Source organism: Streptomyces sp. NPDC051211 (assembly GCF_040689505.1).
Classification (GTDB): domain Bacteria; phylum Actinomycetota; class Actinomycetes; order Streptomycetales; family Streptomycetaceae; genus Streptomyces.
Genome location: NZ_JBFBAV010000023.1, coordinates 71,258 through 95,425, shown reverse-complemented (window position 1 = coordinate 95,425; position 24,168 = coordinate 71,258). Strand labels below are relative to the sequence as shown.

22 protein-coding genes and 1 riboswitch are annotated in these 24,168 nt (G+C 69.9%); of the genes, 15 read left to right on the top strand and 7 right to left on the bottom strand.

All coding sequences use genetic code 11. The annotated features are described in order from the left end of the window. Positions 1–84: 84 nt before the first annotated feature. On the bottom strand, positions 85–1,272 hold the full coding sequence (gene nadA / locus AB0447_RS22490; RefSeq protein WP_366478490.1) for a quinolinate synthase NadA: 1,188 nt from the start codon (positions 1,270–1,272) through the stop codon (positions 85–87). Positions 1,273–1,525: 253 nt separating this feature from the next. On the opposite strand from nadA, the gene AB0447_RS22485 reads away from it, so the two are divergent. Beyond that, positions 1,526–1,882, top strand: coding sequence for an iron-sulfur cluster assembly accessory protein (locus AB0447_RS22485; protein WP_366478489.1), 357 nt, complete (start codon positions 1,526–1,528; stop codon positions 1,880–1,882). Positions 1,883–2,069: 187 nt separating this feature from the next. Here the strand turns inward: AB0447_RS22485 and AB0447_RS22480 are convergent, their stop codons facing one another. Together AB0447_RS22480 and AB0447_RS22475 are read right to left on the bottom strand one after the other, a co-directional pair. After that, entirely contained in the window at positions 2,070–3,527 is a 1,458-nt protein-coding gene (locus AB0447_RS22480; protein ID WP_366478488.1) for a hypothetical protein, read from the bottom strand. A 108-nt stretch (positions 3,528–3,635) separates the two neighbouring features. Continuing rightward, a complete protein-coding gene (locus AB0447_RS22475) occupies positions 3,636–3,869 on the bottom strand; it encodes a hypothetical protein (RefSeq protein WP_366478487.1) in 234 nt (77 codons plus the stop codon). A 133-nt stretch (positions 3,870–4,002) separates the two neighbouring features. Here AB0447_RS22475 and AB0447_RS22470 point away from each other — a divergent pair, with 133 nt between their 5' ends. Continuing rightward, entirely contained in the window at positions 4,003–4,980 is a 978-nt protein-coding gene (locus AB0447_RS22470; RefSeq protein WP_366478486.1) for a carbohydrate kinase family protein, read from the top strand. Between the two features lie 846 nt (positions 4,981–5,826). On the opposite strand, the gene AB0447_RS22465 is transcribed toward AB0447_RS22470, so the two are convergent. Continuing rightward, a complete protein-coding gene (locus AB0447_RS22465; RefSeq protein ID WP_366478485.1) occupies positions 5,827–7,224 on the bottom strand; it encodes an aminotransferase class V-fold PLP-dependent enzyme in 1,398 nt (465 codons plus the stop codon). Positions 7,225–7,496: 272 nt separating this feature from the next. Between AB0447_RS22465 and coxB the strand changes: the two genes are divergently transcribed. The 4 genes from coxB (at position 7,497) to AB0447_RS22445 (ending at position 11,959) form a co-directional block, all read left to right on the top strand. After that, a complete protein-coding gene (gene coxB / locus AB0447_RS22460) occupies positions 7,497–8,471 on the top strand; it encodes a cytochrome c oxidase subunit II (RefSeq protein WP_366478484.1) in 975 nt (324 codons plus the stop codon). Next, positions 8,468–10,198, top strand: a complete 1,731-nt coding sequence (gene ctaD / locus AB0447_RS22455; RefSeq protein ID WP_366478483.1) for a cytochrome c oxidase subunit I — start codon at positions 8,468–8,470, stop codon at positions 10,196–10,198. Before coxB ends, ctaD begins: the two co-directional genes overlap by 4 nt. Then, positions 10,195–10,593, top strand: a complete 399-nt coding sequence (locus AB0447_RS22450; protein WP_366478482.1) for a cytochrome c oxidase subunit 4 — start codon at positions 10,195–10,197, stop codon at positions 10,591–10,593. The genes ctaD and AB0447_RS22450 overlap by 4 nt, the downstream gene beginning before the upstream one ends. A gap of 112 nt (positions 10,594–10,705) precedes the next feature. Then, positions 10,706–11,959: an Ig-like domain-containing protein gene (locus AB0447_RS22445; RefSeq protein ID WP_366478481.1), complete on the top strand. Its 1,254-nt coding sequence runs from the start codon at positions 10,706–10,708 to the stop codon at positions 11,957–11,959. 46 nt (positions 11,960–12,005) lie between these two features. Here the strand turns inward: AB0447_RS22445 and AB0447_RS22440 are convergent, their stop codons facing one another. Further along, complete coding sequence (locus AB0447_RS22440; protein WP_366478480.1) at positions 12,006–12,407, bottom strand: hypothetical protein; 402 nt, start codon at positions 12,405–12,407, stop codon at positions 12,006–12,008. Between the two features lie 198 nt (positions 12,408–12,605). Between AB0447_RS22440 and AB0447_RS22435 the strand changes: the two genes are divergently transcribed. The 6 genes from AB0447_RS22435 (at position 12,606) to AB0447_RS22410 (ending at position 19,812) form a co-directional block, all read left to right on the top strand. Continuing rightward, positions 12,606–13,226: a heme-copper oxidase subunit III gene (locus AB0447_RS22435; protein WP_366478479.1), complete on the top strand. Its 621-nt coding sequence runs from the start codon at positions 12,606–12,608 to the stop codon at positions 13,224–13,226. 76 nt (positions 13,227–13,302) lie between these two features. After that, complete coding sequence (locus AB0447_RS22430) at positions 13,303–14,112, top strand: c-type cytochrome (RefSeq protein WP_366478478.1); 810 nt, start codon at positions 13,303–13,305, stop codon at positions 14,110–14,112. Beyond that, positions 14,109–15,167: a Rieske 2Fe-2S domain-containing protein gene (locus tag AB0447_RS22425; protein ID WP_366478477.1), complete on the top strand. Its 1,059-nt coding sequence runs from the start codon at positions 14,109–14,111 to the stop codon at positions 15,165–15,167. The genes AB0447_RS22430 and AB0447_RS22425 overlap by 4 nt, the downstream gene beginning before the upstream one ends. Continuing rightward, positions 15,164–16,792 carry a cytochrome bc complex cytochrome b subunit gene (locus AB0447_RS22420; RefSeq protein WP_366478476.1) on the top strand — a complete coding sequence of 543 codons (1,629 nt, stop codon included), beginning with the start codon at positions 15,164–15,166 and terminating at the stop codon, positions 16,790–16,792. The genes AB0447_RS22425 and AB0447_RS22420 overlap by 4 nt, the downstream gene beginning before the upstream one ends. A 135-nt stretch (positions 16,793–16,927) precedes the next feature. Next, entirely contained in the window at positions 16,928–17,992 is a 1,065-nt protein-coding gene (trpD, locus tag AB0447_RS22415; protein ID WP_366478475.1) for an anthranilate phosphoribosyltransferase, read from the top strand. Between the two features lie 85 nt (positions 17,993–18,077). Further along, positions 18,078–18,194, top strand: a riboswitch (SAM riboswitch). 211 nt (positions 18,195–18,405) lie between these two features. Then, positions 18,406–19,812: an aminotransferase class V-fold PLP-dependent enzyme gene (locus AB0447_RS22410; RefSeq protein ID WP_366478474.1), complete on the top strand. Its 1,407-nt coding sequence runs from the start codon at positions 18,406–18,408 to the stop codon at positions 19,810–19,812. Between the two features lie 70 nt (positions 19,813–19,882). Here AB0447_RS22410 and AB0447_RS22405 read toward each other — a convergent pair whose 3' ends face one another. Together AB0447_RS22405 and AB0447_RS22400 are read right to left on the bottom strand one after the other, a co-directional pair. Beyond that, positions 19,883–20,164 carry an Lrp/AsnC ligand binding domain-containing protein gene (locus AB0447_RS22405; RefSeq protein ID WP_366478473.1) on the bottom strand — a complete coding sequence of 94 codons (282 nt, stop codon included), beginning with the start codon at positions 20,162–20,164 and terminating at the stop codon, positions 19,883–19,885. Then, positions 20,161–20,883: a rhomboid family intramembrane serine protease gene (locus AB0447_RS22400; RefSeq protein WP_366478472.1), complete on the bottom strand. Its 723-nt coding sequence runs from the start codon at positions 20,881–20,883 to the stop codon at positions 20,161–20,163. The genes AB0447_RS22405 and AB0447_RS22400 overlap by 4 nt, the downstream gene beginning before the upstream one ends. A 128-nt stretch (positions 20,884–21,011) precedes the next feature. On the opposite strand from AB0447_RS22400, the gene AB0447_RS22395 reads away from it, so the two are divergent. The 3 genes from AB0447_RS22395 (at position 21,012) to AB0447_RS22385 (ending at position 23,954) form a co-directional block, all read left to right on the top strand. After that, on the top strand, positions 21,012–21,251 hold the full coding sequence (locus AB0447_RS22395; RefSeq protein WP_366478471.1) for a hypothetical protein: 240 nt from the start codon (positions 21,012–21,014) through the stop codon (positions 21,249–21,251). A gap of 40 nt (positions 21,252–21,291) precedes the next feature. Next, positions 21,292–22,656: an NYN domain-containing protein gene (locus AB0447_RS22390; RefSeq protein WP_366478512.1), complete on the top strand. Its 1,365-nt coding sequence runs from the start codon at positions 21,292–21,294 to the stop codon at positions 22,654–22,656. Between the two features lie 272 nt (positions 22,657–22,928). Next, the gene (locus AB0447_RS22385) at positions 22,929–23,954 is read left to right on the top strand and encodes an NlpC/P60 family protein (RefSeq protein WP_366478470.1); all 1,026 of its coding nucleotides are present in this window, start codon (positions 22,929–22,931) and stop codon (positions 23,952–23,954) included. Positions 23,955–24,168 lie beyond the last annotated feature (214 nt).

Below are 24,168 nucleotides of genomic sequence, written 5' to 3'. Positions count from 1 at the left end.
TTCGTACCGGGGAGGTTAGACGAAAGGGACACCCCGGAGGGTGCCCCTTTCGATGATCTGTGCCGTCGGCACGTGCATGACGGGTTACGGCAGTGCCAGCATCCGCTCCAGCGCCAGCTTCGCGAAGCTCTCGGTCTCCTTGTCGACCCGGATCTGGTTGACCAGGTTGCCCTCGGCCAGGGATTCCAGGGTCCACACCAGGTGGGGGAGGTCGATGCGGTTCATGGTCGAGCAGAAGCAGACCGTCTTGTCGAGGAAGACGACCTCCTTGTCCTCGGCGGCGAATCGATTCGCCAGGCGCTTGACCAGGTTCAGCTCGGTACCGATGGCCCACTTGGAACCGGCCGGGGCCGCCTCCAGGGCCTTGATGATGTACTCCGTCGAGCCGACGTAGTCCGCGGCCGCCACGACCTCGTGCTTGCACTCGGGGTGCACCAGCACGTTCACGCCCGGGATGCGCTCGCGCACGTCGTTGACCGAGTCCAGCGAGAACCGGCCGTGCACCGAGCAGTGGCCGCGCCACAGGATCATCTTCGCGTTGCGCAGCTGCTCGGCGGTCAGGCCGCCACCCGGCTTGTGCGGGTTGTAGACCACGCAGTCGTCCAGGGACAGGCCCATGTCACGGACCGCGGTGTTCCGGCCCAGGTGCTGGTCCGGCAGGAAGAGGATCTTCTCGCCCTGCTCGAAGGCCCACTCCAGGGCCTTCTTCGCGTTGGACGAGGTGCAGATCGTGCCGCCGTGCTTGCCGGTGAAGGCCTTGATATCGGCGGAGGAGTTCATGTACGAGACGGGGACCGTGATGTCGGCTATGCCGGCCTCGGTCAGCACGTCCCAGCACTCCGCGACCTGCTCGGCGGTGGCCATGTCGGCCATCGAGCAGCCGGCGGCCAGGTCCGGCAGGACCACCTTCTGGTCGTCGGAGGTCAGGATGTCCGCGGACTCCGCCATGAAGTGCACGCCGCAGAAGACGATGTACTCGGCCTCCGGCTTGGCGGCCGCGTCGCGGGCCAGCTTGAAGGAGTCGCCGGTGACGTCCGCGAACTCGATGACCTCGTCACGCTGGTAGTGGTGGCCGAGGATGAAGACCTTGTCCCCGAGCTTCTCCTTGGCCGCGCGGGCGCGCGCCACCAGGTCCGGGTCGGAGGGCGAGGGCAGGTCGCCGGGACACTCCACCCCGCGCTCGCTCTTGGGGTCGGCTTCGCGGCCGAGCAGCAGCAGGGCGAGGGGCGTCGGCTGGACGTCCAAAGGCTGGGCGGTGGTCACGACACGCACCCTTTCTGTTCCGCGACTAGGGAGGAGCTCGAGCTTCGGTCCTCGAAGGTTCGACTTCTCGTCTATTTGACGCTATCTATCATAACCGGTTCACGTCAGTTTGACGATGCCCGATAGTGTCGATGTGACGAATTCGCCCTCCGGATCGGCGGGGTCCACCGATTCACCCCGGTGTGCGAGCATGGGAATGAATCCGAGGCCGCGTCGGTTGAGCCGACGGCAAGAGTCCGCCCCACTTCGGGAGTGAATGCAGATGTCCGTTCAGGACGAAAAGACCACTGTGAGCGACGGCATCCTCCTGTCCGACGCCGCCGCCGCCAAGGTCAAGGCCCTGCTCGAGCAGGAAGGCCGGGACGACCTGGCCCTGCGTGTCGCCGTTCAGCCCGGCGGCTGCTCCGGCCTGCGCTACCAGCTCTTCTTCGACGAGCGCTCGCTCGACGGCGATGTCGTCAAGGACTTCGACGGCGTCAAGGTCGTCACCGACCGCATGAGCGCCCCGTACCTGGGCGGCGCCTCGATCGACTTTGTCGACACCATCGAGAAGCAGGGCTTCACGATCGACAACCCGAACGCCTCCGGCTCCTGCGCCTGCGGCGACTCCTTCAGCTAAGCCCGAACCGGCCGAGCCCAAACGGGCCGGGCCTGGGGCGGCTGAGCCTGAACGCGGAAGGGGCCCGCACCGGACACATCCGGTGCGGGCCCCTTCCGCATGCCCCGCCTTCCGCCTGCCCGACCTCCGCATGCCCCGACTTCCGCACGCCCCGACTTCCGCACGCCCCGTCGCGGCCGGCCGGTGACTACGGCGTGCGCGGCAGCTCCTTGCCGGTCGACGCGTCCACGACCTTCCGGCTGCCCAGCGGCTCCTGAAGCGTCGCCGACAGGGACATCTCCTGGGCGATCAGGATGCAGGCCTTACCCGGCTCAGTCGGAGTGTCGATGATCTTCACCATGACCGACCCGGGGTGCTCCCGAACCTCCAGTGCGTAGGTGCTGCACACCCCGCCCCAGAAGTGCACGGTCAGCTTCCGGTCACTCGCCCCGTACGAGAATCCGGGCACCGTACGCCCCTCCTGCTTGCCCTCGGGCTGCGGCTTCTCCTTCGCCGCCGGCTGAGCCACCGTGTGGCCCGGACCGCCGTCGCGCCCCGCCACCTCGAACAGCCAGGCCGGCTCCAGCCCCCGCGCCCCGTCCACCGTGGCCGCGGTCAGCCCGAGGACCGCCCCCGCGACCTTCTCGGTGCGCGGCGGCTTCATCGGACGCGGGTCCGGGTTGCAGGGCACCGCGTCGGTCGACCGTACGGTCTCGCTGTCCAGCGGCACCGGGGTAGCGCAGGCGCTCGGGCCCGTGCTCTGCCAGCCCCGGGACGCGGCGTTCAGCCGGTCCAGGGCTTCCGCCGCCCCGACCACCGGGCGCTCACCGGACCGCTCCGGCGCCTTCAGCTCGCCGCTGCCGGCCACCACCGTGCCGTCCGCACCCACGCTGACCTTCGTCGTCCAGCCCTGGGTGGGCAGCCCGCCGATCACCGGGTCGGCGGCGACCACCCGTACCGCGCCCTGCAGCAGCCGGGCGTCCTGCTTCGCCTCCTGCTGGCCGACCGCCGCGAGCACCGGGGCCGCGGCCGCCTTCGCCGCAGCCTCGGAGACCGCCTTGCCGGGGTCGCCGGGGTCGCCGGGCTTGCCGGGGTCGCCCGGGCCTTCCGGCAGGGTGGCCGGGCCGCAGGTGTCCTTGCCCCGCTCGCAGTTGTCGCTGCCGCCCACCTGGTACCGGGTGAAGGTCCAGGTGCCGGGCGCCTGCCGGCTCACCTGCAACCGCGGGCCGCCCGAGTCCTGGACCGTGCCGGCCTGCCACAGCGCGCCGGACAGCTGCGGCTTGGCCTCGATGCCGAGCGCCGCCGCGAGCCGGGCCACCTCCGCCTCGGTCACCTCGCCCGCCGCCTTGAACACCGGGGCGCTGCCCGGACCTTGCGGCAGCGGACCCTTGGCCTCGTACACCACCGCCCCGCCGGACGGATCCGGCTCACCGGGGGCGATCCCGGGCGGCGGAGTCTCCCCGGGCGAGGGCACGGCCGACCCGGCTGCGTCCCGGGCCGCGACCGCGACCGGCCGCCCGTCCCCGCTGTGGGCGGTGGCCGCCCAGTACGCCGTACCGCCGCCGGCGAGCAGCACGGCGGCCGTGACCGCCCCGACGACGACGAAGGGCCGCCGTCGCGTCGTCGTCCGTGATGTCTCCGTCGTGCCGGGCTGCTCGCTGGTCACCGCATCGCTCCTTCGCCTGCCTCGCCGTCCGTGGTGCCAGTGGGACGGAACAGACGCGGAACCGGTTCCCTAGGGGGTGTCCAGCCGGTCAGGCCGGGCGGACACCGCCTAGTCCCCCAGTCCGGTGGAGGCGATCAGCCGGGCCGAGGCGGGCGGGACGCTGACCCCGTGGATCTGGGAGGGCGCCACCCGGACCGGGGCGGGCTCCGTCTCGGCCGGCCAGTGCGGGGCCATCCGGGCGCAGTCGCCCAGCAGCCGCGCGAAACCCGGCCGTCGCAGGGCTTCCGCACCCCGCCCCCGCGCGGTGTACTCGTTGTGACGGATTCCGTCCATGTGCGTCATGAAGGCACCGTAGGCGGGCCGCGGTACGGGGAGAAAGCCCTACTATCGGGTAGTTTCGACCGTTCGGTTGTTCGCGCTCGAGCGGGTAGCGTGGACTGTCACCCTTGCCGCCCTTCGCAGGAGCATCCACGCCGTGCGTATCGCAGTCACCGGCTCCATCGCCACCGACCACCTCATGACCTTCCCCGGCCGCTTCGCCGACCAGCTGGTCGCGGACCAGCTGCACACGGTCTCCCTCTCCTTCCTCGTCGACAACCTCGACGTGCGGCGGGGCGGGGTCGGCCCGAACATCTGCTTCGGCATGGGCCAGCTGGGCAGCCGCCCGATCCTGGTCGGCGCCGCCGGCTACGACTTCGACGAGTACCGCGCCTGGCTCGACCGGCACGGCGTCGACACGGAGTCCGTCCGTATCTCCGAGGTGCTGCACACCGCGCGCTTCGTGTGCACCACGGACTCCGACCACAACCAGATCGGCTCCTTCTACACCGGGGCGATGAGCGAGGCCCGGCTGATCGAGCTGAAGGCGGTCGCCGACCGCGTGGGCGGCCTGGACCTCGTCCTGATCGGTGCGGACGACCCCGAGGCGATGCTGCGCCACACGGAGGAGTGCCGGACCCGCGGGATCGCGTTCGCGGCGGACTTCTCGCAGCAGATCGCCCGGATGGACGGCGAGAACATCCGCACCCTGATGGAGGGTGCGACGTACCTCTTCTCGAACGAGTACGAGAAGGGGCTCATCGAGAGCAAGTCCGGCTGGACCGACGAGGAGATCCTCGGCAAGGTCGGGACCCGGGTCACCACCCTCGGCTCGCGCGGCGTGAAGATCGAGCGCGCCGGGGAGGAGCCGATCGTCGTGGGCTGCCCCGACGAGACCGCGAAGGTCGACCCGACGGGCGTCGGCGACGCGTTCCGTGCGGGCTTCCTGTCCGGGCTGGCCTGGGGGGTCGGGCTGGAGCGGGCCGCGCAGATCGGCTGCATGCTCGCCACCCTCGTGATCGAGACCCTGGGCACCCAGGAGTACACCCTTGCGCGGGCGCACTTCATGGAGCGCTTCGAGAAGGCGTACGGCTCCGAAGCCGCCACCGAGGTCCGCTCCCACCTCTCCGACTAACCCCTGGGGCTCCGCCCCCGCGCCCCGCTCTGTGCCCAAACGCCGCGCGGGCTGAACCCAGCCTCCCCGGCGTTCGGCATCCCAGCCCCGCCGGGGTTTGGCATTTCCGGCCCCGCCGGCTTTGAGGCACGGGGTCCGGGCTCCGCCGGGTGTACCGCCAGCCCCGCCTGGCGGTACCCCTAGAGCCCCTCCGGCGTTTGAGGAGCGGGGTCTGGGGCGGAGCCCCACCACCCGGCCCCGCCGGGAAAACCCCCAGCCTCGCCGGCGTTTGAGGCGCGGGTCGGGCAGAGCCCGGTTTCGGGAAGGGGCGGGTAGGGGAACAGCTCCGCGCAGCGGCCCGCCTGCCCGGGTGCGGCGCCGTTGCCGGGGGCCAGCCCCCGGGCCCCCGCGCCTCAATCGCCGGCGGGGCTGGAATTGCCGCCGCGCGGCAACCCGGCCGCGAGGGCTCAGCGGAGTGGAGGGCTCGGCGGGGGCTGAAGTGCGGGGCGGGTGCCGCGGCCGCCTGTCGGGTGCGGCGCCGTTGCCGGGGGCCGGCCCCCGGGCCCCCGCGCCTCAAACGCAGGCGGGCTGGAGGCGCGGCCCGGCGGCTGGAATTGCCGCTGCGCGGCAACCCAGCACAAGCGCTCAGCGGAGGAGGGGGCTCGGCGGGGCTGCAGCGGCCGCCTGTCGGGTGCGGCGCCGTTGCCGGGGCCAGCCCCGGACCCCGCGCCTCAATCGCCGGCGGGGCTGGATGTGCCCGGCGGGGCTGGACGTGCCCGGCGGGGCTGTGGTGTGCCCGGCGGGGCTGGACGTGCCCGGCGGGGCTGTGGTGTGCCCGGCGGGGCTGGAGGCGGGCCGGCCGGGGGGCTAGACGAGGCGGCGGATGTGGTAGGCCGTGCCCGGGGGGGACGGGGATTCGCCCAGGTATTGGTGGCCCCGCATCGCGCACCACGCCGGAATGTCCAGCCGCGCAACCTCGTCGTCCGACAGAACGGTGACCGTCCCCCCGACCGCCACCGTCCCGATCACCTTCGCCAACTCGATCACCGGCTGCGGACACCGCAACCCCATCGCATCCACCGTCACCGACTCCGCCCCCGGTCCCATCACCGGCGACCCCGGGGATTCCGGAGACTCCGACACCCCCAGCGTCTCCCGCACCCCCGCCACCGCCCCCGGCAGCACCTCCAGGAACGCGTTGACCTCCTCCGCCGTGGTCCCCGCCGGCAGCGACACCCGGACGTTTCCCTCCGACAGGACCCCCATCGCCGTGAGCACATGGCTGGGCGTCAGGGTGGAGCTGGTGCAGGAGGAGCCGGAGGAGACCGAGAAGCCGGCCCGGTCCAGCTCGTGCAGCAGCGTCTCGCCGTCGACGTACAGGCAGGAGAAGGTGACCAGGTGCGGCAGCCGCAGGTCCGGGTGGCCGACCACCTCCACGTCCGGGACGAGGCGGGCGACCCGCCGCCGGATGCGGTCGACCAGGATCCGCAGCCGCGCCGCCTCCGCTTCCGCCTCCGCGCGGACCGCCCGCAGCGAGGCTGCCGCCGCGACCACGGCCGGCAGGTTGGGGAAGCCGGGGGAGCGGCCCGACTCCCGTTCGTCGGCCGGGCCTTGGGGCGCGTACCGGACTCCCTTGCGGACGGCCAGCAGACCGACTCCGGCCGGACCGCCCCATTTGTGCGCGCTGGCGGTCAGCACCGACCAGCGGCCCTCCACCGGCCCCCAGCCCAGCGACTGCGCCGCGTCCACCAGCAGCGGCACCCCGGCGGCCGCGCAGGCCTCCGCGACCTCCGCCACCGGCTGGAGCGTGCCCACTTCGTGGTTGGCGGACTGCAGGCAGGCCAGCGCGGTGTCCGCGCGGAGCAGTTCGGCGTACGCGGCGGCGGACACCGCCCCCGTACGGTCGACCGGAGCCTCCGTCACCGAACCGCCGCCCGCCTCGTGCGCCTGCGCCGCATGCAGGACCGAACTGTGTTCGACCGCCGATACGACCAGGTGGCTCCCCACCCGCCGGCGGCCCGCCAGCGCTCCGGCGATCCCGGAGTGAACCGCGTGCGTCCCCGAAGGAGTGAAGACCAGTTCATCGGGGCGGCAGCCCACCGCCTCGGCGGCCGCCTCGCGCGCCGCGTCCAGCAGCAGCCGGACGCGCCGGCCTTCCCGGTAGAGCCGCGCGGGGTCGGCCCAGCCCTCGTCCAGCGAGGCCTGGAGGGCCTGCCGGGCGACCGGGTGCAGCGGGGCGGCTGAGGCGACGTCGAAGTACGGCATCCGATCACCGTAGAGCACGCCAGGTCAGAGGCCGTCAGATGACTTCCGGAGGCCGCCGTTCAGGGGTACTTGAGCCGTCCCCCGTACGGCCGAGCCACCCCTTCGGGGGCAGTAGCGGCGCGTTGGGCACCCTCCCCGCGCGACCCCAAATAGCGTCCAGTAGGGTTTGGTCCGCATAAACATCCAAACCCCTGCCTGCGTCAGGGCCGGCGACCGACCCGACAGACGGCCGCGGCCGGCCGCGCGGGCCGAGACTCTCGGGAAGGCGCTACGTGAGTCCCTACGGCTCCGACCGCTCGCCGCGGCGCCCGATGCGGCGGAAGCTGCTGCAGGCGCTGACGGCGGGTGCGGTCCTGGCAACCGCCACCGGTTGCTCGTACACATATAAAGACTTTCCCAACCTCGGAATGCCGGACCCGGTCACCGAGGAGGCGCCGCGCATCCTCTCGCTGTGGCAGGGGTCGTGGGCGGCCGCACTGGTCACGGGCATCCTGGTCTGGGGCCTGATCATCTGGAGTGTGATCTTCCACCGGCGCAGCCGCACCAAGGTGGCGATCCCCCCGCAGACCCGGTACAACATGCCGATCGAGGCTCTGTACACCGTGGTCCCGCTGATCATCGTCTCGGTGCTGTTCTACTTCACCGCACGTGACGAGTCGAAGCTGCTCGCGCTCTCCGAGAAGCCCGCCCACACCATCAACGTGGTCGGCTACCAGTGGAGCTGGGGCTTCAACTACGTCGAGAACGTCGACGGGGATGCGGCGACGCCCAAGGCCGGCGAGGTTCCCAAGGAGCTCGCCTCCATCCCGGACAGGTACACGAAGCAGTTCCCGGCGGGCGCCGAGGGCGTCTACCAGAAGGGCGTTCCGGGCGACCGGAACCCCGAGAAGGGCTGGCCGGGCCCGACCCTCTACCTCCCCAAGGGTGAGAAGGTCCGCTTCATCCTGTCGTCGAACGACGTCATCCACTCCTTCTGGGTGGTCCCCTTCCTGTTCAAGCAGGACGTCATCCCGGGCCACACCAACGTCTTCGAGGTCACCCCGACCGAAGAGGGCATCTTCATGGGCAAGTGCGCCGAGCTCTGCGGCGTCGACCACTCCCGGATGCTCTTCAACGTCAAGGTCGTCTCGCCGGAGGAGTACCGGGCGCACCTCAAGGAACTGGCCGAGAAGGGGCAGACCGGCTTCCTGCCGGCCGGCATCAAGCAGACTGACCCGGCCCGGAACGCGGAGACGAACAAACTGTGAGCATCCTCAACGAACCTCAGGGTGCCGCCGCAGCCGACTCGTACGAGAACGAGCTGCCGGTACGGCGCAAGCAGCCCGGGAACGTGGTCGTCAAGTGGCTCACCACCACCGACCACAAGACCATCGGTACGCTCTACCTGGTCACCTCGTTCGTGTTCTTCATCATCGGCGGCGTCCTGGCGCTGTTCATGCGCGCCGAGCTTGCCCGTCCGGGCACGCAGATCATGTCGAACGAGCAGTTCAACCAGGCGTTCACGATGCACGGCACGATCATGCTGCTGATGTTCGCGACGCCGCTGTTCGCCGGATTCGCGAACTGGATCATGCCGCTGCAGATCGGCGCGCCCGACGTGGCGTTCCCGCGGCTGAACATGTTCGCGTACTGGCTGTACCTCTTCGGCTCGACCATCGCGGTGGCCGGCTTCATGACGCCGCAGGGTGCCGCCGACTTCGGTTGGTTCGCCTACACCCCGCTGTCCGACGCGGTCCGCTCGCCGGGCATCGGCGCCGACATGTGGATCATGGGTCTGGCCTTCTCCGGCTTCGGCACGATCCTCGGCTCGGTCAACTTCATCACCACGATCATCTGCATGCGCGCTCCGGGCATGACGATGTTCCGCATGCCGATCTTCACCTGGAACGTGCTGCTGACCGGTGTTCTGGTCCTGCTCGCCTTCCCGGTGCTGGCCGCGGCGCTGTTCGCGCTGGAGGCCGACCGCAAGTTCGGTTCGCACATCTTCGACGCGGCCAATGGCGGCGCACTGCTCTGGCAGCACCTCTTCTGGTTCTTCGGCCACCCAGAGGTGTACATCATCGCGCTGCCGTTCTTCGGAATCATTTCCGAGGTCATTCCGGTCTTCTCCCGGAAGCCGATGTTCGGTTACATCGGCCTGATCGGCGCGACCATCGCGATCGCCGGTCTCTCCGTGACCGTGTGGGCGCACCACATGTACGTCACCGGCGGTGTGCTGCTGCCGTTCTTCTCCTTCATGACCTTCCTGATCGCGGTACCGACCGGTGTGAAGTTCTTCAACTGGATCGGCACCATGTGGAAGGGCTCGCTGTCCTTCGAGACCCCGATGCTCTGGGCCGTCGGCTTCCTGATCACCTTCACCTTCGGTGGTCTGACCGGCGTCATCCTGGCCTCGCCCCCGATGGACTTCCACGTCTCCGACTCGTACTTCGTCGTCGCGCACTTCCACTACGTCATCTTCGGCACCGTGGTCTTCGCGATGTTCTCCGGCTTCCACTTCTGGTGGCCCAAGTTCACGGGCAAGATGCTGGACGAGCGCCTCGGCAAGATCACCTTCTGGACGCTGTTCGTGGGCTTCCACGGCACGTTCCTGGTGCAGCATTGGCTGGGTGCCGAGGGCATGCCGCGGCGTTACGCGGACTACCTCGCCGCCGACGGTTTCACCGCGCTGAACACCATCTCCACGATCAGCTCCTTCCTGCTCGGCCTGTCGATGCTTCCCTTCATGTACAACGTGTGGAAGACCGCCAAGTACGGCAAGAAGGTCGAGGTCGACGACCCGTGGGGCTACGGCCGTTCGCTCGAGTGGGCGACGTCCTGCCCGCCGCCGCGGCACAACTTCCTCACCCTGCCGCGGATCCGTTCCGAATCCCCGGCGTTCGACCTGCACCACCCGGACATCGCGGCCCTCGAGCACCTCGAGGACCACAGCACCGCCGCCGCGGTCACCGGTGGCAAGGAGGCCGGCAAGTGAAGATCCAGGGCAAGATGTTCCTCTGGCTCTCCGCCTTCATCCTGATCATGGCCGTCGTGTACGGCGTGTGGTCGAAGGAGCCGGTCGGAACCACCGCGCTGTTCCTGGCCTTCGGCCTGAGCGTCATGATTGGCTACTACCTGGCCTTCACGGCCAAGCGCGTGGACGAGATGGCCCAGGACAACAAGGAGGCCGACGTCGCGGACGAGGCCGGCGAGCTGGGGTTCTTCTCCCCGCACAGCTGGCAGCCGCTCTCCCTGGCCGTCGGCGGCGCCTTCGCCTTCATGGGCGTCATCTTCGGCTGGTGGCTGCTGTACTTCTCGGCTCCGGTCATCCTGATCGGCCTGTGGGGCTGGGTGTACGAGTACTACCGCGGCGAGAACCAGAACCAGTAGGACGCCGCCACGGCACCTGAAACGGGGCCCGGACACCTCTTCGGAGGAGTCCGGGCCCCGTTTGCAGTCATCCCGCGCGCGATATAAGGCATATGTTCATAATGTGGCCCCCATGAGTCACACACCGCGTCTTTGGACGGTAGTCAGCTGCTCCCTGCTGGTCGCGTCCCTCGGGGCCGGCGCCACCGCCTGCGGGGGCGGCAGCGACAACCCGCTGTCCGCCAACCCGTACGACGCGGCCGATCAGGTCGCCTTCAACCAGGCCACGGGCAGCCGTCCCGTCGACCCCGACCGGCCGCTGGAGGTGACCGCCAAGGGCGCCGACGGCAGCCGGATCACCGATGTGACGGCCGTTGACACGCACGGCCGACGGCTGGCGGGCGAACTCTCCGCCAAGGGCGACCGCTGGCACAGCACCGTGCCGCTGGCCGCCGGTGTCCGCTACACCGTCACCGTCAGCACCGAGGACGAGCGAGGGGCCCCCGGGCAGCGCAGGATGACCTTCGAGACCACCCCGGCCAAGAAGCTCCTCACGGTCGGGTTCGGCCCGGAGGAGGGCACGTACGGGGTCGGGCAGCCCATCATCGCCGAACTCAGCGAGCCCGTCCGGGACAAGGCGGCCCGCGCCGTGGTCGAACGGGCCCTGGTCGTCGAGACCAAGCCCGACCGGGTCGAGGGAGCCTGGCACTGGGTGGACGACAGCCGCCTGCACTTCAGGCCGAAGGAGTACTGGCCCGCCAACTCCACCGTCTCCGTACGGAGCAATCTGGAGGGCATCCGGATCGGCGACAGCCTGCACGGCGGCGGCTCCAAGCCGCTCAAGCTCGACATCGGCGACCGGGTCGAGGTCATCACCAACGCGGCCTCGCACTGGATGACCTTCAAGCGCAACGGAGAAGTGATCAATTCCATCCCGGTGACCACCGGCAAGCCCGGCTTCTCCACCCGCAACGGCATCAAGGTGGTCCTCGGCAAGCAGTACTTCGTGCGGATGCGCGGCGATTCAGTCGGCATCGGCGGCAGCGAGTACTACAACCTGCCCGTCTACTGGGCTACCCGCGTCACCTGGAGTGGTGAATACGTCCACGCCGCGCCGTGGTCCATCGACTCCCACGGCTACGCCAACGTCAGCCACGGCTGCACGGGCATGAGCACCGGCAACGCCGCCTGGTTCTACGAGAACATCCGCGAGGGGGACATCGTCCACGTCATCAACAGCATCGGCGAGGACATGGACCCGTTCGGCAACGGCTACGGGGACTGGAACCTGGACTGGAAGGACTGGCGCGAGGGCAGCGCCCTGCTCAAGGGCACCCAGGAGGGCCGCAGCCCCGTCGACGCGGCGCGACTGCGACCCCAGGTGTAGGGGGGTGTCCCCCGACCCCTTGCAACCGCCGTACGGGCGGACCCGGTCAGGAGCTCACGGAAAGCCGTGCCCGCAGCAGGGCGGCCAGGGAGTCCGCGAACGCCACCGGGTCCACCGGAAGGGTCACCGCGGCGTCCGCACGGCTCCAGGTGGCCAGCCAGGCGTCCTGCGGACGCCCGATCAGCAGCAGCACCGGCGGGCACCGGAAGATCTCGTCCTTGATCTGCCGGCACACACCCATGCCCCCGGCCGGAACGGCCTCGCCGTCCAACACGCACACGTCGATCCCGCCCAGATCCAGCTCCTTCAGGACGGCAGGCAGCGTGGCGCACTCCAGGAACTCCACCGGCGGCAGGTCCGCGGCGGGCCTGCGCCCGGCCGCAAGCCGCACCTGCTCCCGGGTGTTCGCGTCATCGCTGTAGACCAGAACCCGCGCAGTCGCCCGCATTTGTTCCTCCACGTGTCACATGAATCACGTTGATGATGCGCCGGATGCTACTCCGTCCGATGTCCCGTCAACATCGGTTCGCACACCCCCGCGATCACGAGCCGGAAGGCGATCTGATGGGCCGTTCGGGCCTTGCACACCCCCCGGACACTCCGAACGGCACCCCCCGGGGTGAGGGCGGGATAAGCGACCGACATAATGTCGGTCGTGGCGACAGCAACGACAGTAGATACCGGGCACGCGCACCCGACGGTCAACCGGCCGAACCTCGTCAGCGTCGGAACCATCATCTGGTTGAGTTCCGAGCTGATGTTCTTCGCGGCCCTCTTCGCGATGTACTTCACCCTGCGATCGGTGACGGGCTCCGAGTACTGGACAGAACAGGCCGCGAGCCTGAATCTGCCGTTCTCGGCGACGAACACGACGATCCTGGTGCTCTCTTCCCTCACCTGCCAGCTCGGCGTATTCGCCGCCGAGCGCGGTGACGTGAAGAAGCTCCGGACGTGGTTCATCATCACGTTCGTCATGGGTGCGATCTTCATTGGCGGCCAGGTGTTCGAGTACACCGAGCTGGTCAAGCACGAGGGCATGAGCCTCTCGTCCGGTCCGTACGGCTCGGTGTTCTACCTGACCACCGGCTTCCACGGACTGCACGTGACGGGCGGACTCATCGCCTTCCTGCTGGTCCTCGGCCGGACGTACGCGGCCAAGAGGTTCACCCACGAACAGGCCACCTCGGCCATCGTCGTGTCCTACTACTGGCACTTCGTCGATGTCGTCTGGATCGGCCTCTTCGCCACGATCTACCTGATCAAGTAGCGAAACCGTCGCCGGGTACGGCCCGGCACCTCATCCAGAAACACCGACGCAGAAGATCCTGACACCGGGGTAATCCGTGAAAAAGCTCTCCGCACGACGACGCCATCCGCTGGCGGCGGTCGTCGTTCTACTCCTCGCGCTGGCGGCCACTGGGGGGCTGTACGCCGCCTTCGCGCCCGCGGGCAAGGCGCAGGCCGATGTAACCGCCCAGTCCCTCGCCATCGAGGAGGGCAAGAAGCTCTACGCCGTGGGTTGCGCAAGCTGCCACGGAACCGGCGGTCAGGGTTCCTCTGACGGCCCGAGCCTGGTGGGCGTCGGCTCTGCCGCCGTCGACTTCCAGGTGAGCACGGGCCGCATGCCCGCCCAGCAGCCCGGCGCCCAGGTGCCGAAGAAGCCCAACATCTACACCCAGGCCCAGATCGACCAGCTGGCCGCGTACATCGCCTCCCTCGGCGCCGGCCCCATCACGCCGACCGAGAAGCAGTACGACCCGGCGGGTGCCGACATCGGCAAGGGCGGCGAGCTGTTCCGCAACAACTGCGCGCAGTGCCACAACTTCACCGGCGAGGGCGGTGCCCTCACGCACGGCAAGTACGCGCCCAACCTTGCGGACGTCTCGCCGAAGCACATCTACGAGGCCATGCTCACCGGCCCGCAGAACATGCCCTCCTTCCCCGACAGCACCATGCCGGAGAAGGAGAAGAAGGACATCATCGCGTACCTCCAGCACGTGAACGGCGAGTACTCGACCAACCCGGGTGGTCTCAAGCTCGGCGGCCTCGGCCCCGTTTCCGAGGGTCTGTTCGGCTGGGTCTTCGGTCTGGGTGCGCTGATCGCTGTCGCCGTCTGGGTCGCGGCCCACACCGCTAAGGCCAAGAAGTCATGAGTAGCCAAGACATTCCCGAAGAGAAGCACCTGCCGAGCGAGCAGGGCGACGCACACCACGGCGGTGTAGCGGTCAAGGACGACCCGTTCGCGGACCCCGGCCTGCCGGCCCACAAGCCGCGCATCCAGGACATCGACGAGCGGGCCGCCAAGCGCTCCGAGCGCACGGTCGCCCTGCTGTTCACGGTGTCCATGCTGGCCACGGTCGCCTTCATCGCCTCCTACGTGGCGATCCCGGTCGACAAGATCGTGTTCATCTGGCCGATCGGCAAGGTGAGCGCGCTCAACTTCGCCCTCGGCCTGACCCTGGGCGCGGCCCTGTTCTGCATCGGCGCCGGCGCGGTCCACTGGGCCCGCACGCTGATGTCCGACGTCGAGGTCGCCGACGAGCGCCACCCGATCGCGGCTCCGCCCGAGGTCAAGGCCAAGGTCCTCCAGGACTTCGCCGACGGTGCCCGCGAGTCCGACATCGGCCGCCGCAAGCTGATCCGCAACACGATGTTCGGCGCGCTGGCCATGGTGCCGCTCTCCGGTGTGGTGCTGCTGCGCGACCTGGGCCCGCTGCCCGAGGACAAGCTCCGCAAGACCATCTGGGCGAAGGGCAAGCTGCTCATCAACCAGAACACCATGGAGCCGCTCCGCCCCGAGGACATCGCGGTCGGTTCGCTGACCTTCGCCAAGCCGGAAGGCCTGGAGGAGGATTCGCACGACTACATGGCGGAGATCGCCAAGGCGGCCCTGATGATCGTCCGGATCAACCCGGCGGACATCAAGGACAAGCAGGAACTCGAGTGGTCCCACGACGGCATCGTGGCCTACTCGAAGATCTGCACCCACGTCGGCTGCCCGATCAGCCTGTACGAGCAGCAGACGCATCACGTGCTCTGCCCGTGCCACCAGTCCACTTTCGACCTCTCCGACGGCGCCCGTGTCATCTTCGGCCCGGCCGGTCACGCCCTTCCGCAGCTGCGGATCGGTGTGAATGACGAGGGCTACCTCGAGGCGCTCGGCGACTTCGAAGAGCCCGTCGGTCCTGCATTCTGGGAGCGCGGATGAGCACTGCCACCGATACGACGGAGCGCAAAGCGCCGCGCGGCGAGCGCGTAGCCGACTGGGCGGACGGCCGCCTGGGGATCTACAGCCTCGCCAAGGCGAACATGCGCAAGATCTTCCCGGACCACTGGTCCTTCATGCTGGGTGAGATCTCCCTCTACAGCTTCCTCATCGTCATCCTCACGGGTGTCTACCTGACGCTGTTCTTCCACCCGAGCATGAACGAGGTCGTGTACCACGGCTCGTACGTGCCGATGCAGGGCGTCCGGATGTCCGAGGCGTTCGCCTCGACCCTGGACATCAGCTTCGACGTCCGCGGTGGTCTGCTCGTCCGGCAGATCCACCACTGGGCGGCCCTGATCTTCGTCGCCGCGATGCTCGTGCACATGATGCGCGTGTTCTTCACCGGCGCGTTCCGCAAGCCGCGCGAGGTCAACTGGACCTTCGGCTTCCTGCTGCTGGTCCTCGGCATGTTCACCGGTTTCACCGGTTACTCCCTGCCGGACGACCTGCTCTCGGGCACCGGTGTCCGCTTCATGGAGGGCGCGATCCTGTCCGTGCCGATCGTCGGCACGTACCTGTCGTTCTTCCTCTTCGGCGGCGAGTTCCCCGGCCACGACTTCGTGGCCCGGTTCTACTCGATCCACATCCTGCTGCTGCCGGGCATCATGCTGGGTCTGGTGGTCGCCCACCTGATCCTCGTCGTGTACCACAAGCACACCCAGTACCCGGGCCCCGGCAAGACGAACAACAACGTCGTCGGCATGCCGCTGCTGCCGGTCTACATGGCCAAGGCCGGAGGCTTCTTCTTCCTGGTCTTCGGTGTCATCGCGGCCATCGCCGGCATCGCCTCGATCAACCCGATCTGGGCGCTCGGCCCGTACGTCCCGGACCACGTGTCCACGGGCGCGCAGCCGGACTGGTACATGGGCTTCTCCGAAGGCCTGATCCGTGCCATGCCGGGCTGGGAGATCAACCTGTGGGGCCACACCCTCGTCCTGGGCGTGTTCATCCCGCTGATCATCTTCCCGCTGGTCCTGGTCGCGATCGCGGTGTACCCGTTCGTCGAGGCCTGGGTCACCGGTGACAAGCGCGAGCACCACCTGCTGGACCGCCCGCGCAACGCTCCGACCCGTACCGCCTTCGGTGTGGCCTGGCTGACCTGGTACGTCATCCTGCTGATCGCCGGTGGAAACGACATGTTCGCGCAGTTCTTCCACCTGTCGATCAACTCGATCACCTGGTTCGCCCGGATCGGCTTCTTCCTCGGCCCGGTCGTCGCCTTCGTCATCACCAAGCGGATCTGCCTCGGCCTTCAGCGCCGGGACCGGGACAAGGTGCTGCACGGTCGCGAGACCGGCATCATCAAGCGCCTGCCGCACGGTGAGTTCGTCGAGGTCCACGAGCCGCTCCCGCAGGGTCAGCTGCACACGCTCACCCAGCACGAGCAGTACAAGCCCGTCGAGATCGGCCCCACGGTCGACGAGAACGGTGTGGAGCGCAAGGTGACACGAATGGAGAAGCTTCGCTCTAAGCTGAGCAAGGGCTTCTACGGCGAGGGAACGCAGATCGAGAAGCCCTCCGTCGAGGAATACAAGGAAATTCAGAGCGGCCACGGCCACCACTGAAGCCTGATTCCGGCTGAAAACTGATCGCCACGGCGAGAGCCCCGTCCAGGGTCTGGACGGGGCTCTTTGCCGTCCTCCGCAGCTGGCTAGGCTTGAGCTCTCATCAACCGGACTGTGGACCCAGGAGCGAGGACCATGAACGTTGTGACCCCGGCGGGCGGCGACAGCGTGGCGGGCAGGTCCTGGCCGTCCGTCCTCGAGGCGCTCCTCACCGGCCAGGACCTGTCCGCCGACGACACCGCGTGGGCGATGGACAAGATCATGCGGGGCGAGGCGAGCGACGCCCAGATCGCCGGCTTCGCGGTCGCCCTGCGGGCCAAGGGCGAGACGGTCGCGGAGATCAACGGTCTGGTCCGCAGCATGTACGAGCACGCCAACCTGATCGAGGTCCCGGGCCGCACCGTGGACATCGTCGGCACCGGCGGCGACGGCGCGAAGACCGTCAACATCTCCACCATGTCCTCGATCGTGGTCGCCGGTACGGGCGCCAAGGTGGTCAAGCACGGCAACCGGGCCGCGTCCTCCGCGAGCGGCGCCTCGGACGTGCTGGAGAAGCTCGGCGTCAACCTCGACCTCACCCCGGCGCGGGTGGCGGAGGTGGCGGAGCAGGCCGGCATCACCTTCTGCTTCGCGGTCAAGTTCCACCCCGCGCTGCGGCACGTCGCGGCCGCCCGCCGCGAGCTGGGCATCCGTACCACCTTCAACTTCCTCGGCCCGCTGACGAACCCGGCGAAGGTCCGCGCCCAGGCGACCGGCGTCGCCGACGCCCGGATGGCCCCCATCGTGGCGGGCGTGCTCGCCGAGCGGGGCTCCTCGGCCCTGGTCTTCCGCGGCGACGACGGCCTCGACGAACTCACCACGACGGCCACCTCCCGGGTCTGGTGGGTCCGCGACGGCCGGGTGCAGGAGCAGGCCTTCGACCCCCGGGACGTCGGTATCCGGCTGGTCGACGTCTCCGAACTCCGGGGCGCCGACGCCTCGTACAACGCGGACGTCGCCCGCCGGCTGCTGGCCGGCGAGACCGGCCCGGTCCGCGACGCGGTGCTGCTGAACTCGGCGACGGCCCTGGTCGCGCTCGACCCGTCCACCGGTTCCCTGGAGGAGCAGCTGGCGGCCGGCATCGCCCGCGCGGCCGAGTCCATCGACTCGGGCGCGGCCCGCGCCGCGCTGGAGCGGTGGGTCGCCGCGAGCAACGCGTAACGATCGCCTTCTGCTTCCCGGCCCCGGTCCACATTATGGACCGGGGTCTTGCGTTCGGCGGATCTTGTGGCAGGATCTCTGACCAGGTCACGAGTGACAGCGTTTTGGCCCCGGCTTGCTGTCCGGCAACCCTCCGTCCGTGGCGGGGTGCCCCGGGTGATGACCAGGCCGTAGGCAGCGAGGTCTACGGCAAGCGCGGACCCCTCGACACCAGGGGTCCTGGTCTCTCGAGGAGCGTTTTTCCGTGAGCAAGCGAATGCGATAGGCGCGTAGCGCCCACTTCTTCACACCTCCGTACGGAACCGTTGCGGTCCGCTGCGTCGAGGCATCACCCGTACCGCGAACACGGCACCCGTGTATCCGCCTACGGGCCATCGAAGCCATTCAGCCCTGCCTGCCCGGGAGATACCGTCATGTCCGCGACCCTGAACACCGCAGCCGCCACCACCGCCCGCAGCGCTTCCGCCGCCACTTCGCCCGACGGGGCCGCCTGTGCCGAGCCGCTGCCGGTCCTCGGCCGGGACGTCACCGTCCCGCTCGTCACCGGTGGCGAGGTCACCTACGCGGCCCTCGACTACGCGGCCAGCGCGCCGGCCCTCCAGCGGGTCTGGGACGACGTCGCCGCTTACGCCCCCTACTACGGCAGCGTGCACCGCGGGGCCGGCTACCTCTCCCAGCTGTCCACCGACCTCTTCGAGCAGAGCCGGGCCGCCGTCGCCGAGTTCCTCGACTGCCGGGCGGCCGACCAGGTGGTCTTCACCCGGTCGACCACCGACTCGCTGAACCTGCTGGCCGCGGCGCTGCCGGCCGGCTGCCAGGTCTTCGTCTTCGAGACCGAGCACCACGCCTCGCTGCTCCCGTGGCGCGACGCGCAGGTCACGTACCTCAATGCGCCGCGCACCCCGGCCCAGGCCGTCGCCACCCTGGAGCGGGCCCTCGCCGACCGCGACCCTTACGGCCCGGCCCTGGTCTGCGTCACCGGCGCCTCCAACGTCACCGGCGAGCTGTGGCCGGTCAAGGAGCTGGCCGCGGCGGCGCACGCGCACGGCGCCCGGATCGTGCTGGACGCCGCCCAGCTGGCCCCGCACCACCCGGTGTCCGTACAGGAGCTGGACGTGGACTGGTTCGCCTTCTCCGGCCACAAGCTGTACGCGCCGTTCGGCTCGGGCGTGCTCGCCGGCCGCGCGGACTGGCTCCGGGAAGCCGACCCGTACCTGGCCGGCGGCGGCGCCTCCCGCAGGGTCGCCCGGCGCGAGGACGGCGGCGTGGACGTCGACTGGCACACCACCGCGGCCCGCCACGAGGCCGGCTCCCCGAACGTGATCGGCGTCTACTCCATCGCCTCGGCCTGCCGGGCCCTCACCGAGGCCGGCTTCGACGGCCTGGTCGCCCGCGAGCAGCACCTGATCGCGAAGGTCCGCGCGGGCCTGGCGGAGGTCCCCGAGGTCCGGGTGCTCTCCCTGTTCGGCGACGACGCCCCGCGGGTCGGCGTCCTCTCCTTCGTCGTGGACGGCTGGAACAGCTCCCACTTCGCGGCGGCTCTCTCCGCGGAGTACGGCATCGGCGTCCGCGACGGCCTGTTCTGTGCCCACCCCCTGGTCCGCACCCTGCTGGGCTCGGCCCCCCAGGAGCCGGGAGAATGCGGCGCCCCGGAGGCCGCCCCCGGCGAACGCTCCCTGAACGCGATCCGCGTCAGCTTCGGCGCCGGCACCCCGGACGAGCACGTGGACCGCTTCGTCCGGGCGGTCCGCGAACTGGTCACCGACGGCGCGAAGTGGCAGTACCGCACCGAAGAGGGCCGCTGCGTCCCCGCCGTCTGACCGGCCTGGCCGAAGGCCGCCCCGGCCGGGGAGGCCGGCCCGCAGGCCGGCCCGTGACTCGGAGGCCGCGTTACGCGTCGAGGCCGATCGCGAACGCGGCCTCCAGGTCGTGCTGCGAGTACGTACGGAACGCCACGTGGGTGTCGGTCGCCTCGACGCCCGGGATCTTGCTGATGCTGCCGGGGATGATGTCCGCGAGGTCGTCGTGCCGCGCCACCCGCACCAGGGCGATCAGGTCGTAGGTGCCCGTGACCGAGTAGACCTCGCTGACGTTCTCCAGCCTGGCGATCGACTCGGCGATCTCGGGAATGCGGTCCACGCTGGTCTTGATGAGCACGATCGCGGTGATCACGGCTGGCTGTCTCCCTCGGTGGCCGTCGCTGGTCGCCTCACTCTATCCATTCGCCGGTACCGCACCCAGGCGTAGACGAACCCCAGTGAGAATCCGACCAGGTGGGCCAGGTAGGCGACCCCCGGCCCGCTGCCCGCCCGGTGCGCCGCCAGCCACTGCAGGGCGAACCAGAACAGCAGCACCATCCAGGCCGGGAAGCGCAGCGGCAGGAAGAACAGGAACGGGAACAGGCTGGTCACCCGGGAGCGCGGGAACAGACAGAGGAAGGCTCCCAGCACCGCCGAGATCGCGCCCGACGCCCCCACCAGGGTCTGCGCCGAGGACGCGTTGGCCGCCGCGTACGCCACCAGCGACAGGTAGCCCGTACAGAGGTAGAAGAGCAGGAACCCGGCGCGGCCCATCCGCTCCTCCGTCATCGCGCCGAAGACGTACAGGAAGAGCATGTTCCCGAGCAGGTGCAGCCAGCCGCCGTGGATGAACAGTGCCGTGAGCGGTGTCAGCAGCTCGCGGCCGGTCCCGGTGAAGAGCTCCTCCGGCACCACGCCCCAGTGCCGGAAGTACGCCGTCCCGGACGCCAGCAGCGTCTCGCCGGTGCCGTAGGCGGGGTTCAGGCCGGACGCCGGGCCGAGCAGGAAGACCACGCAGCAGCCGGCGATCAGCGCGTACGTGACCACCGGGCCGCGGGCGGCCTCGCGCAGGGCCCGCCAGCTTACGATCATGCTAAGAGCATGGCGTAACCGGACGGATACCGATCGCATGCCCCGCCGATGCCGGGCTGGCCGTAGGGTTACGTGCTGCCGCCCGGGAGGCGGTTTACTTGAATCAGCGACCAAGGAGAGACGGCACGATGACGGTTCCCCTGCCGACCGCCACGACCCGGTGGCGCTGCACCCTGTGCGGCAACCTCACCCGGTTCGACGTCACCCGCTCGTCCAAGGTCGTGGAGTACGTCCACCTGGACCTCGCCGGAGAGCCCAAGGTCGAGGAGCGCGAGGTGGTCAATGAGACCATCGAGTCGGTCCGCTGCCGCTGGTGCAACGCGGTGGACCAGATCGAGCTCGTGGACAGGCCGGGCGCAGACTCCTGACGGAGCTGCCGCCCGAGAGAACGAACGGTAGGGGTGACGGATTGTGGAGCCAGCAGGCGGCGCTGAGCCGGCCGATGCGGCCGGCGACGCCGCGGAGGTCCTCGACCGCCCGCTGCCGGAAGGCGTGCGGCGCAAGGTCGTCGCGCTCGTCTCGGACGCCTTCGGCGGCCTGACGGTCGCGGACCTGCCGGCGCAGTTGCGCCAGTACGCCCGCTTCACGCCCACCCGCCGTGCCAAGTTCGCCGGCAACGCCATGGCGGCCGCCGTGGAGACGGACCCCGTCTTCCGCGGCCGGGTCGCCGAGAAGGTCCGCGAGGCGCAGGCGGAACTGGCCGCCGCCCTGGAGTCGGGCGCGCCGCCCGCCGCCGCCGACCCCCTGGACGTGGCGGCCGCCGCGTACGTGCTGCGCCCCGCCGGCTGGGTCAAGCTGGTGGCCGCCGCGGGCGAGGAGGCGCAGCGCGCCGACGCCGAGCGGGTCGGCGAGGAGAGCCGGCGCGAGCTGGAGCGGCTGCGCGAGGAGCTGGCCGCGGCCCGGGAGGCGCAGCGTACCGGCGGCGAACAGCTGAAGACCGAGCTGGAGGCGGCCCGCAAGGAAGCCGAATCGCTTCAGCGGAAACTGCGCAGCGCGCTCAGCGATGTGAAGCGGGGCGAGGCCGCGCTGCGCAAGACCACCGCCGAGATCGACGGCATCCGCAGCGAGGCGGCCGCGCAGGTGGCCGCCGCGGAGAGCGAGAACCGGCGGCTCAAGTCGCGCCTGGGGGAGAGCGAGGCGGCCCTGGAGGCTTCCCGCCGGGCCACCCGCGAGGGGCGCAGTGTCGAGGACATGCGGCTGCGGCTGCTGCTGGACACCGTGCTGGACGCAGCCCAGGGGCTGCGCCGTGAGCTGGCGCTGCCGCCGCTGTCGACCCGCCCGGCCGATTCGGTCGACGCGGTGGAGCCCGGCCGGATGACGCCGAAGGACATCGCGGCGCGCGCCCTGTCGGAGACCGATCCGGCGCTGCTGGACCAGCTGCTGGCACTGCCTCAGGCGCACCTGGTGGTGGACGGCTACAACGTGACCAAGACGGGCTATCCGACGATGCCGCTGGAGAAGCAGCGGCTGCGGCTGCTGGGCGGGCTGTCGATGCTGGCCGCGCAGACCGGCGCCGAGATGACCTGTGTCTTCGACGGGGCCGAGCTGGCCGCGCCGGTGCTGCTGGCGCCGCCGCGCGGGGTCCGGGTGCTGTTCTCCAAGCCGGGCGTGACGGCCGACGAGTTGATCCGGCAGCTGGTGCGGGCCGAGCCGCCCGGCCGGCCGGTGGTCGTGGTGTCCGCGGACCGCGAGGTCGCGGACGGGGTGGCGAAGGCCGGGGCCCGGCCGGTTGCCTCGGTGCTGCTGCTGAAGCGGCTTTCGAGGGTTTCGTAGCAGCTGCGGCTCTTGTAACTCCTGTGCTGAATGCCCGAATTGGACCCTCGATCCGGGAACCGAGGGTCAATCCACCGACACGCAGCGTGCGATGTAGGTAAAGAACCTGGTCGGGCAAGTGATTTTTTCCCGTGAGGATTTGAACTGATCACAGCAGGGTCACTAGGGTCTGGCCCAAACCTTCGTGCGGTTGATCACTCGTCCGGGTGGCGGGCGGAGGTGCTGCCGAGTGTGCGCGCTCCGGCGGCTCGAGGAAGAAGGAGCACGTCCCCGTGGCGTCCCACCGTCGACCCAAGCAGCCGAACCGCGCCCGTGTCACCGTGCTCACCGCCACGGCCGCCGCTGCTGTCGCGCTCTCCTCCCACTCCGCCGTGGCCGCCCCGGCCAAGCCCGGCAAGGACGAGGTCAAGGCGAAGGTCGACGCCCTCTACGAGGAGGCGGAGCAGGCCACCGAGAAGTTCAACGGGGCCAAGGAGCAGCAGGACAAGCTCGAGAAGGCGATCGGCCAGCTCCAGGACCAGGTGGCCCGCGGCCAGGGCGAGCTCAACGAGCTGCGGAACGCGCTCGGTTCGATGGCCTCCGCGCAGTACCGCACCGGCGGCATCGACCCCTCCCTCGCCCTCTTCCTCTCCGCCGACCCCGAGGACTACCTCGACCAGGCCGCCACCCTCGACCAGTTGGGCGGCCAGCAGGTCGAGGCCGTCCAGAAGATCCAGGCCAAGCAGCGCAGCCTCGCACAGCAGCGCGCGGAGGCCGCCGGCAAGCTGAAGGACCTCGACGCCACCCGCAAGGTACTGGGCGAGAAGAAGGCGACCATCCAGGCGAAGCTCGCCGAGGCGCAGAAGCTGCTCAACACCCTCACCGCGCAGGAGCGCGCCCAGCTCAAGGACGAGGAGAGCCGGGCCAGCCGGGACGACGGCGCCCGCGCGGACCTGGGCAACGTGAAGGCCTCGGGCCGCGCCGGAGCCGCGCTGGCCGCCGCCAAGACCAAGCTGGGCAGCGCGTACATATCGGGCGCCGAGGGCCCCACCGCCTTCGACTGCTCCGGCCTGACCCAGTGGGCGTACAAGCAAGCCGGTGTGAGCATCAGCCGCACCACCTGGACCCAGGCGAAGGAGGGCACCCGCATCCCCCTGAGCCAGCTCAAGCCCGGCGACCTGGTGTTCTTCTACGCCGACCTGCACCACGTCGGCCTGTACGCCGGCAACGGCATGACCCTGCACGCCTCGAACCCGCGCGGCGGAGTCAAGTACGAGAAGATCAGCTACATGCAGCCCCAGTTCGGCGTCCGCATCTGACACCTCGCTTGACGCCCCGCTCCGACGTCTTGCTCTGACACCTCGTCCTGACACCTCGTCCTGACGCCTCGTGGTGACGCGCCGGACGTCGACCGTCCGGGCGAATTCCGCGCCCCCCGCGCGACCCCACGCCCCGCCGATGACCTGCGTCTGTCGGCGGGGCGTCGCCGTGCGCGCCCCCGAGGGTCGTTGGCCGGGGTGTTCCGGCACGGCT

Excerpts from the sequence above, each read along its gene's own strand:
- AB0447_RS22395 (WP_366478471.1), top strand. The coding sequence starts at position 21,012 with ATGACGGTTCCCCTGCCGACCGCCACGACCCGGTGGCGCTGCACCCTG.
- AB0447_RS22445 (WP_366478481.1), top strand. The coding sequence starts at position 10,706 with ATGAGTCACACACCGCGTCTTTGGACGGTAGTCAGCTGCTCCCTGCTG.
- AB0447_RS22440 (WP_366478480.1), bottom strand. The coding sequence starts at position 12,407 with ATGCGGGCGACTGCGCGGGTTCTGGTCTACAGCGATGACGCGAACACC.
- AB0447_RS22400 (WP_366478472.1), bottom strand. The coding sequence starts at position 20,883 with ATGATCGTAAGCTGGCGGGCCCTGCGCGAGGCCGCCCGCGGCCCGGTG.
- AB0447_RS22410 (WP_366478474.1), top strand. The coding sequence starts at position 18,406 with ATGTCCGCGACCCTGAACACCGCAGCCGCCACCACCGCCCGCAGCGCT.
- AB0447_RS22465 (WP_366478485.1), bottom strand. The coding sequence starts at position 7,224 with ATGCCGTACTTCGACGTCGCCTCAGCCGCCCCGCTGCACCCGGTCGCC.
- AB0447_RS22485 (WP_366478489.1), top strand. The coding sequence starts at position 1,526 with ATGTCCGTTCAGGACGAAAAGACCACTGTGAGCGACGGCATCCTCCTG.
- AB0447_RS22435 (WP_366478479.1), top strand. The coding sequence starts at position 12,606 with ATGTCGGTCGTGGCGACAGCAACGACAGTAGATACCGGGCACGCGCAC.
- AB0447_RS22425 (WP_366478477.1), top strand. The coding sequence starts at position 14,109 with ATGAGTAGCCAAGACATTCCCGAAGAGAAGCACCTGCCGAGCGAGCAG.
- trpD (WP_366478475.1), top strand. The coding sequence starts at position 16,928 with ATGAACGTTGTGACCCCGGCGGGCGGCGACAGCGTGGCGGGCAGGTCC.
- AB0447_RS22420 (WP_366478476.1), top strand. The coding sequence starts at position 15,164 with ATGAGCACTGCCACCGATACGACGGAGCGCAAAGCGCCGCGCGGCGAG.
- AB0447_RS22475 (WP_366478487.1), bottom strand. The coding sequence starts at position 3,869 with ATGACGCACATGGACGGAATCCGTCACAACGAGTACACCGCGCGGGGG.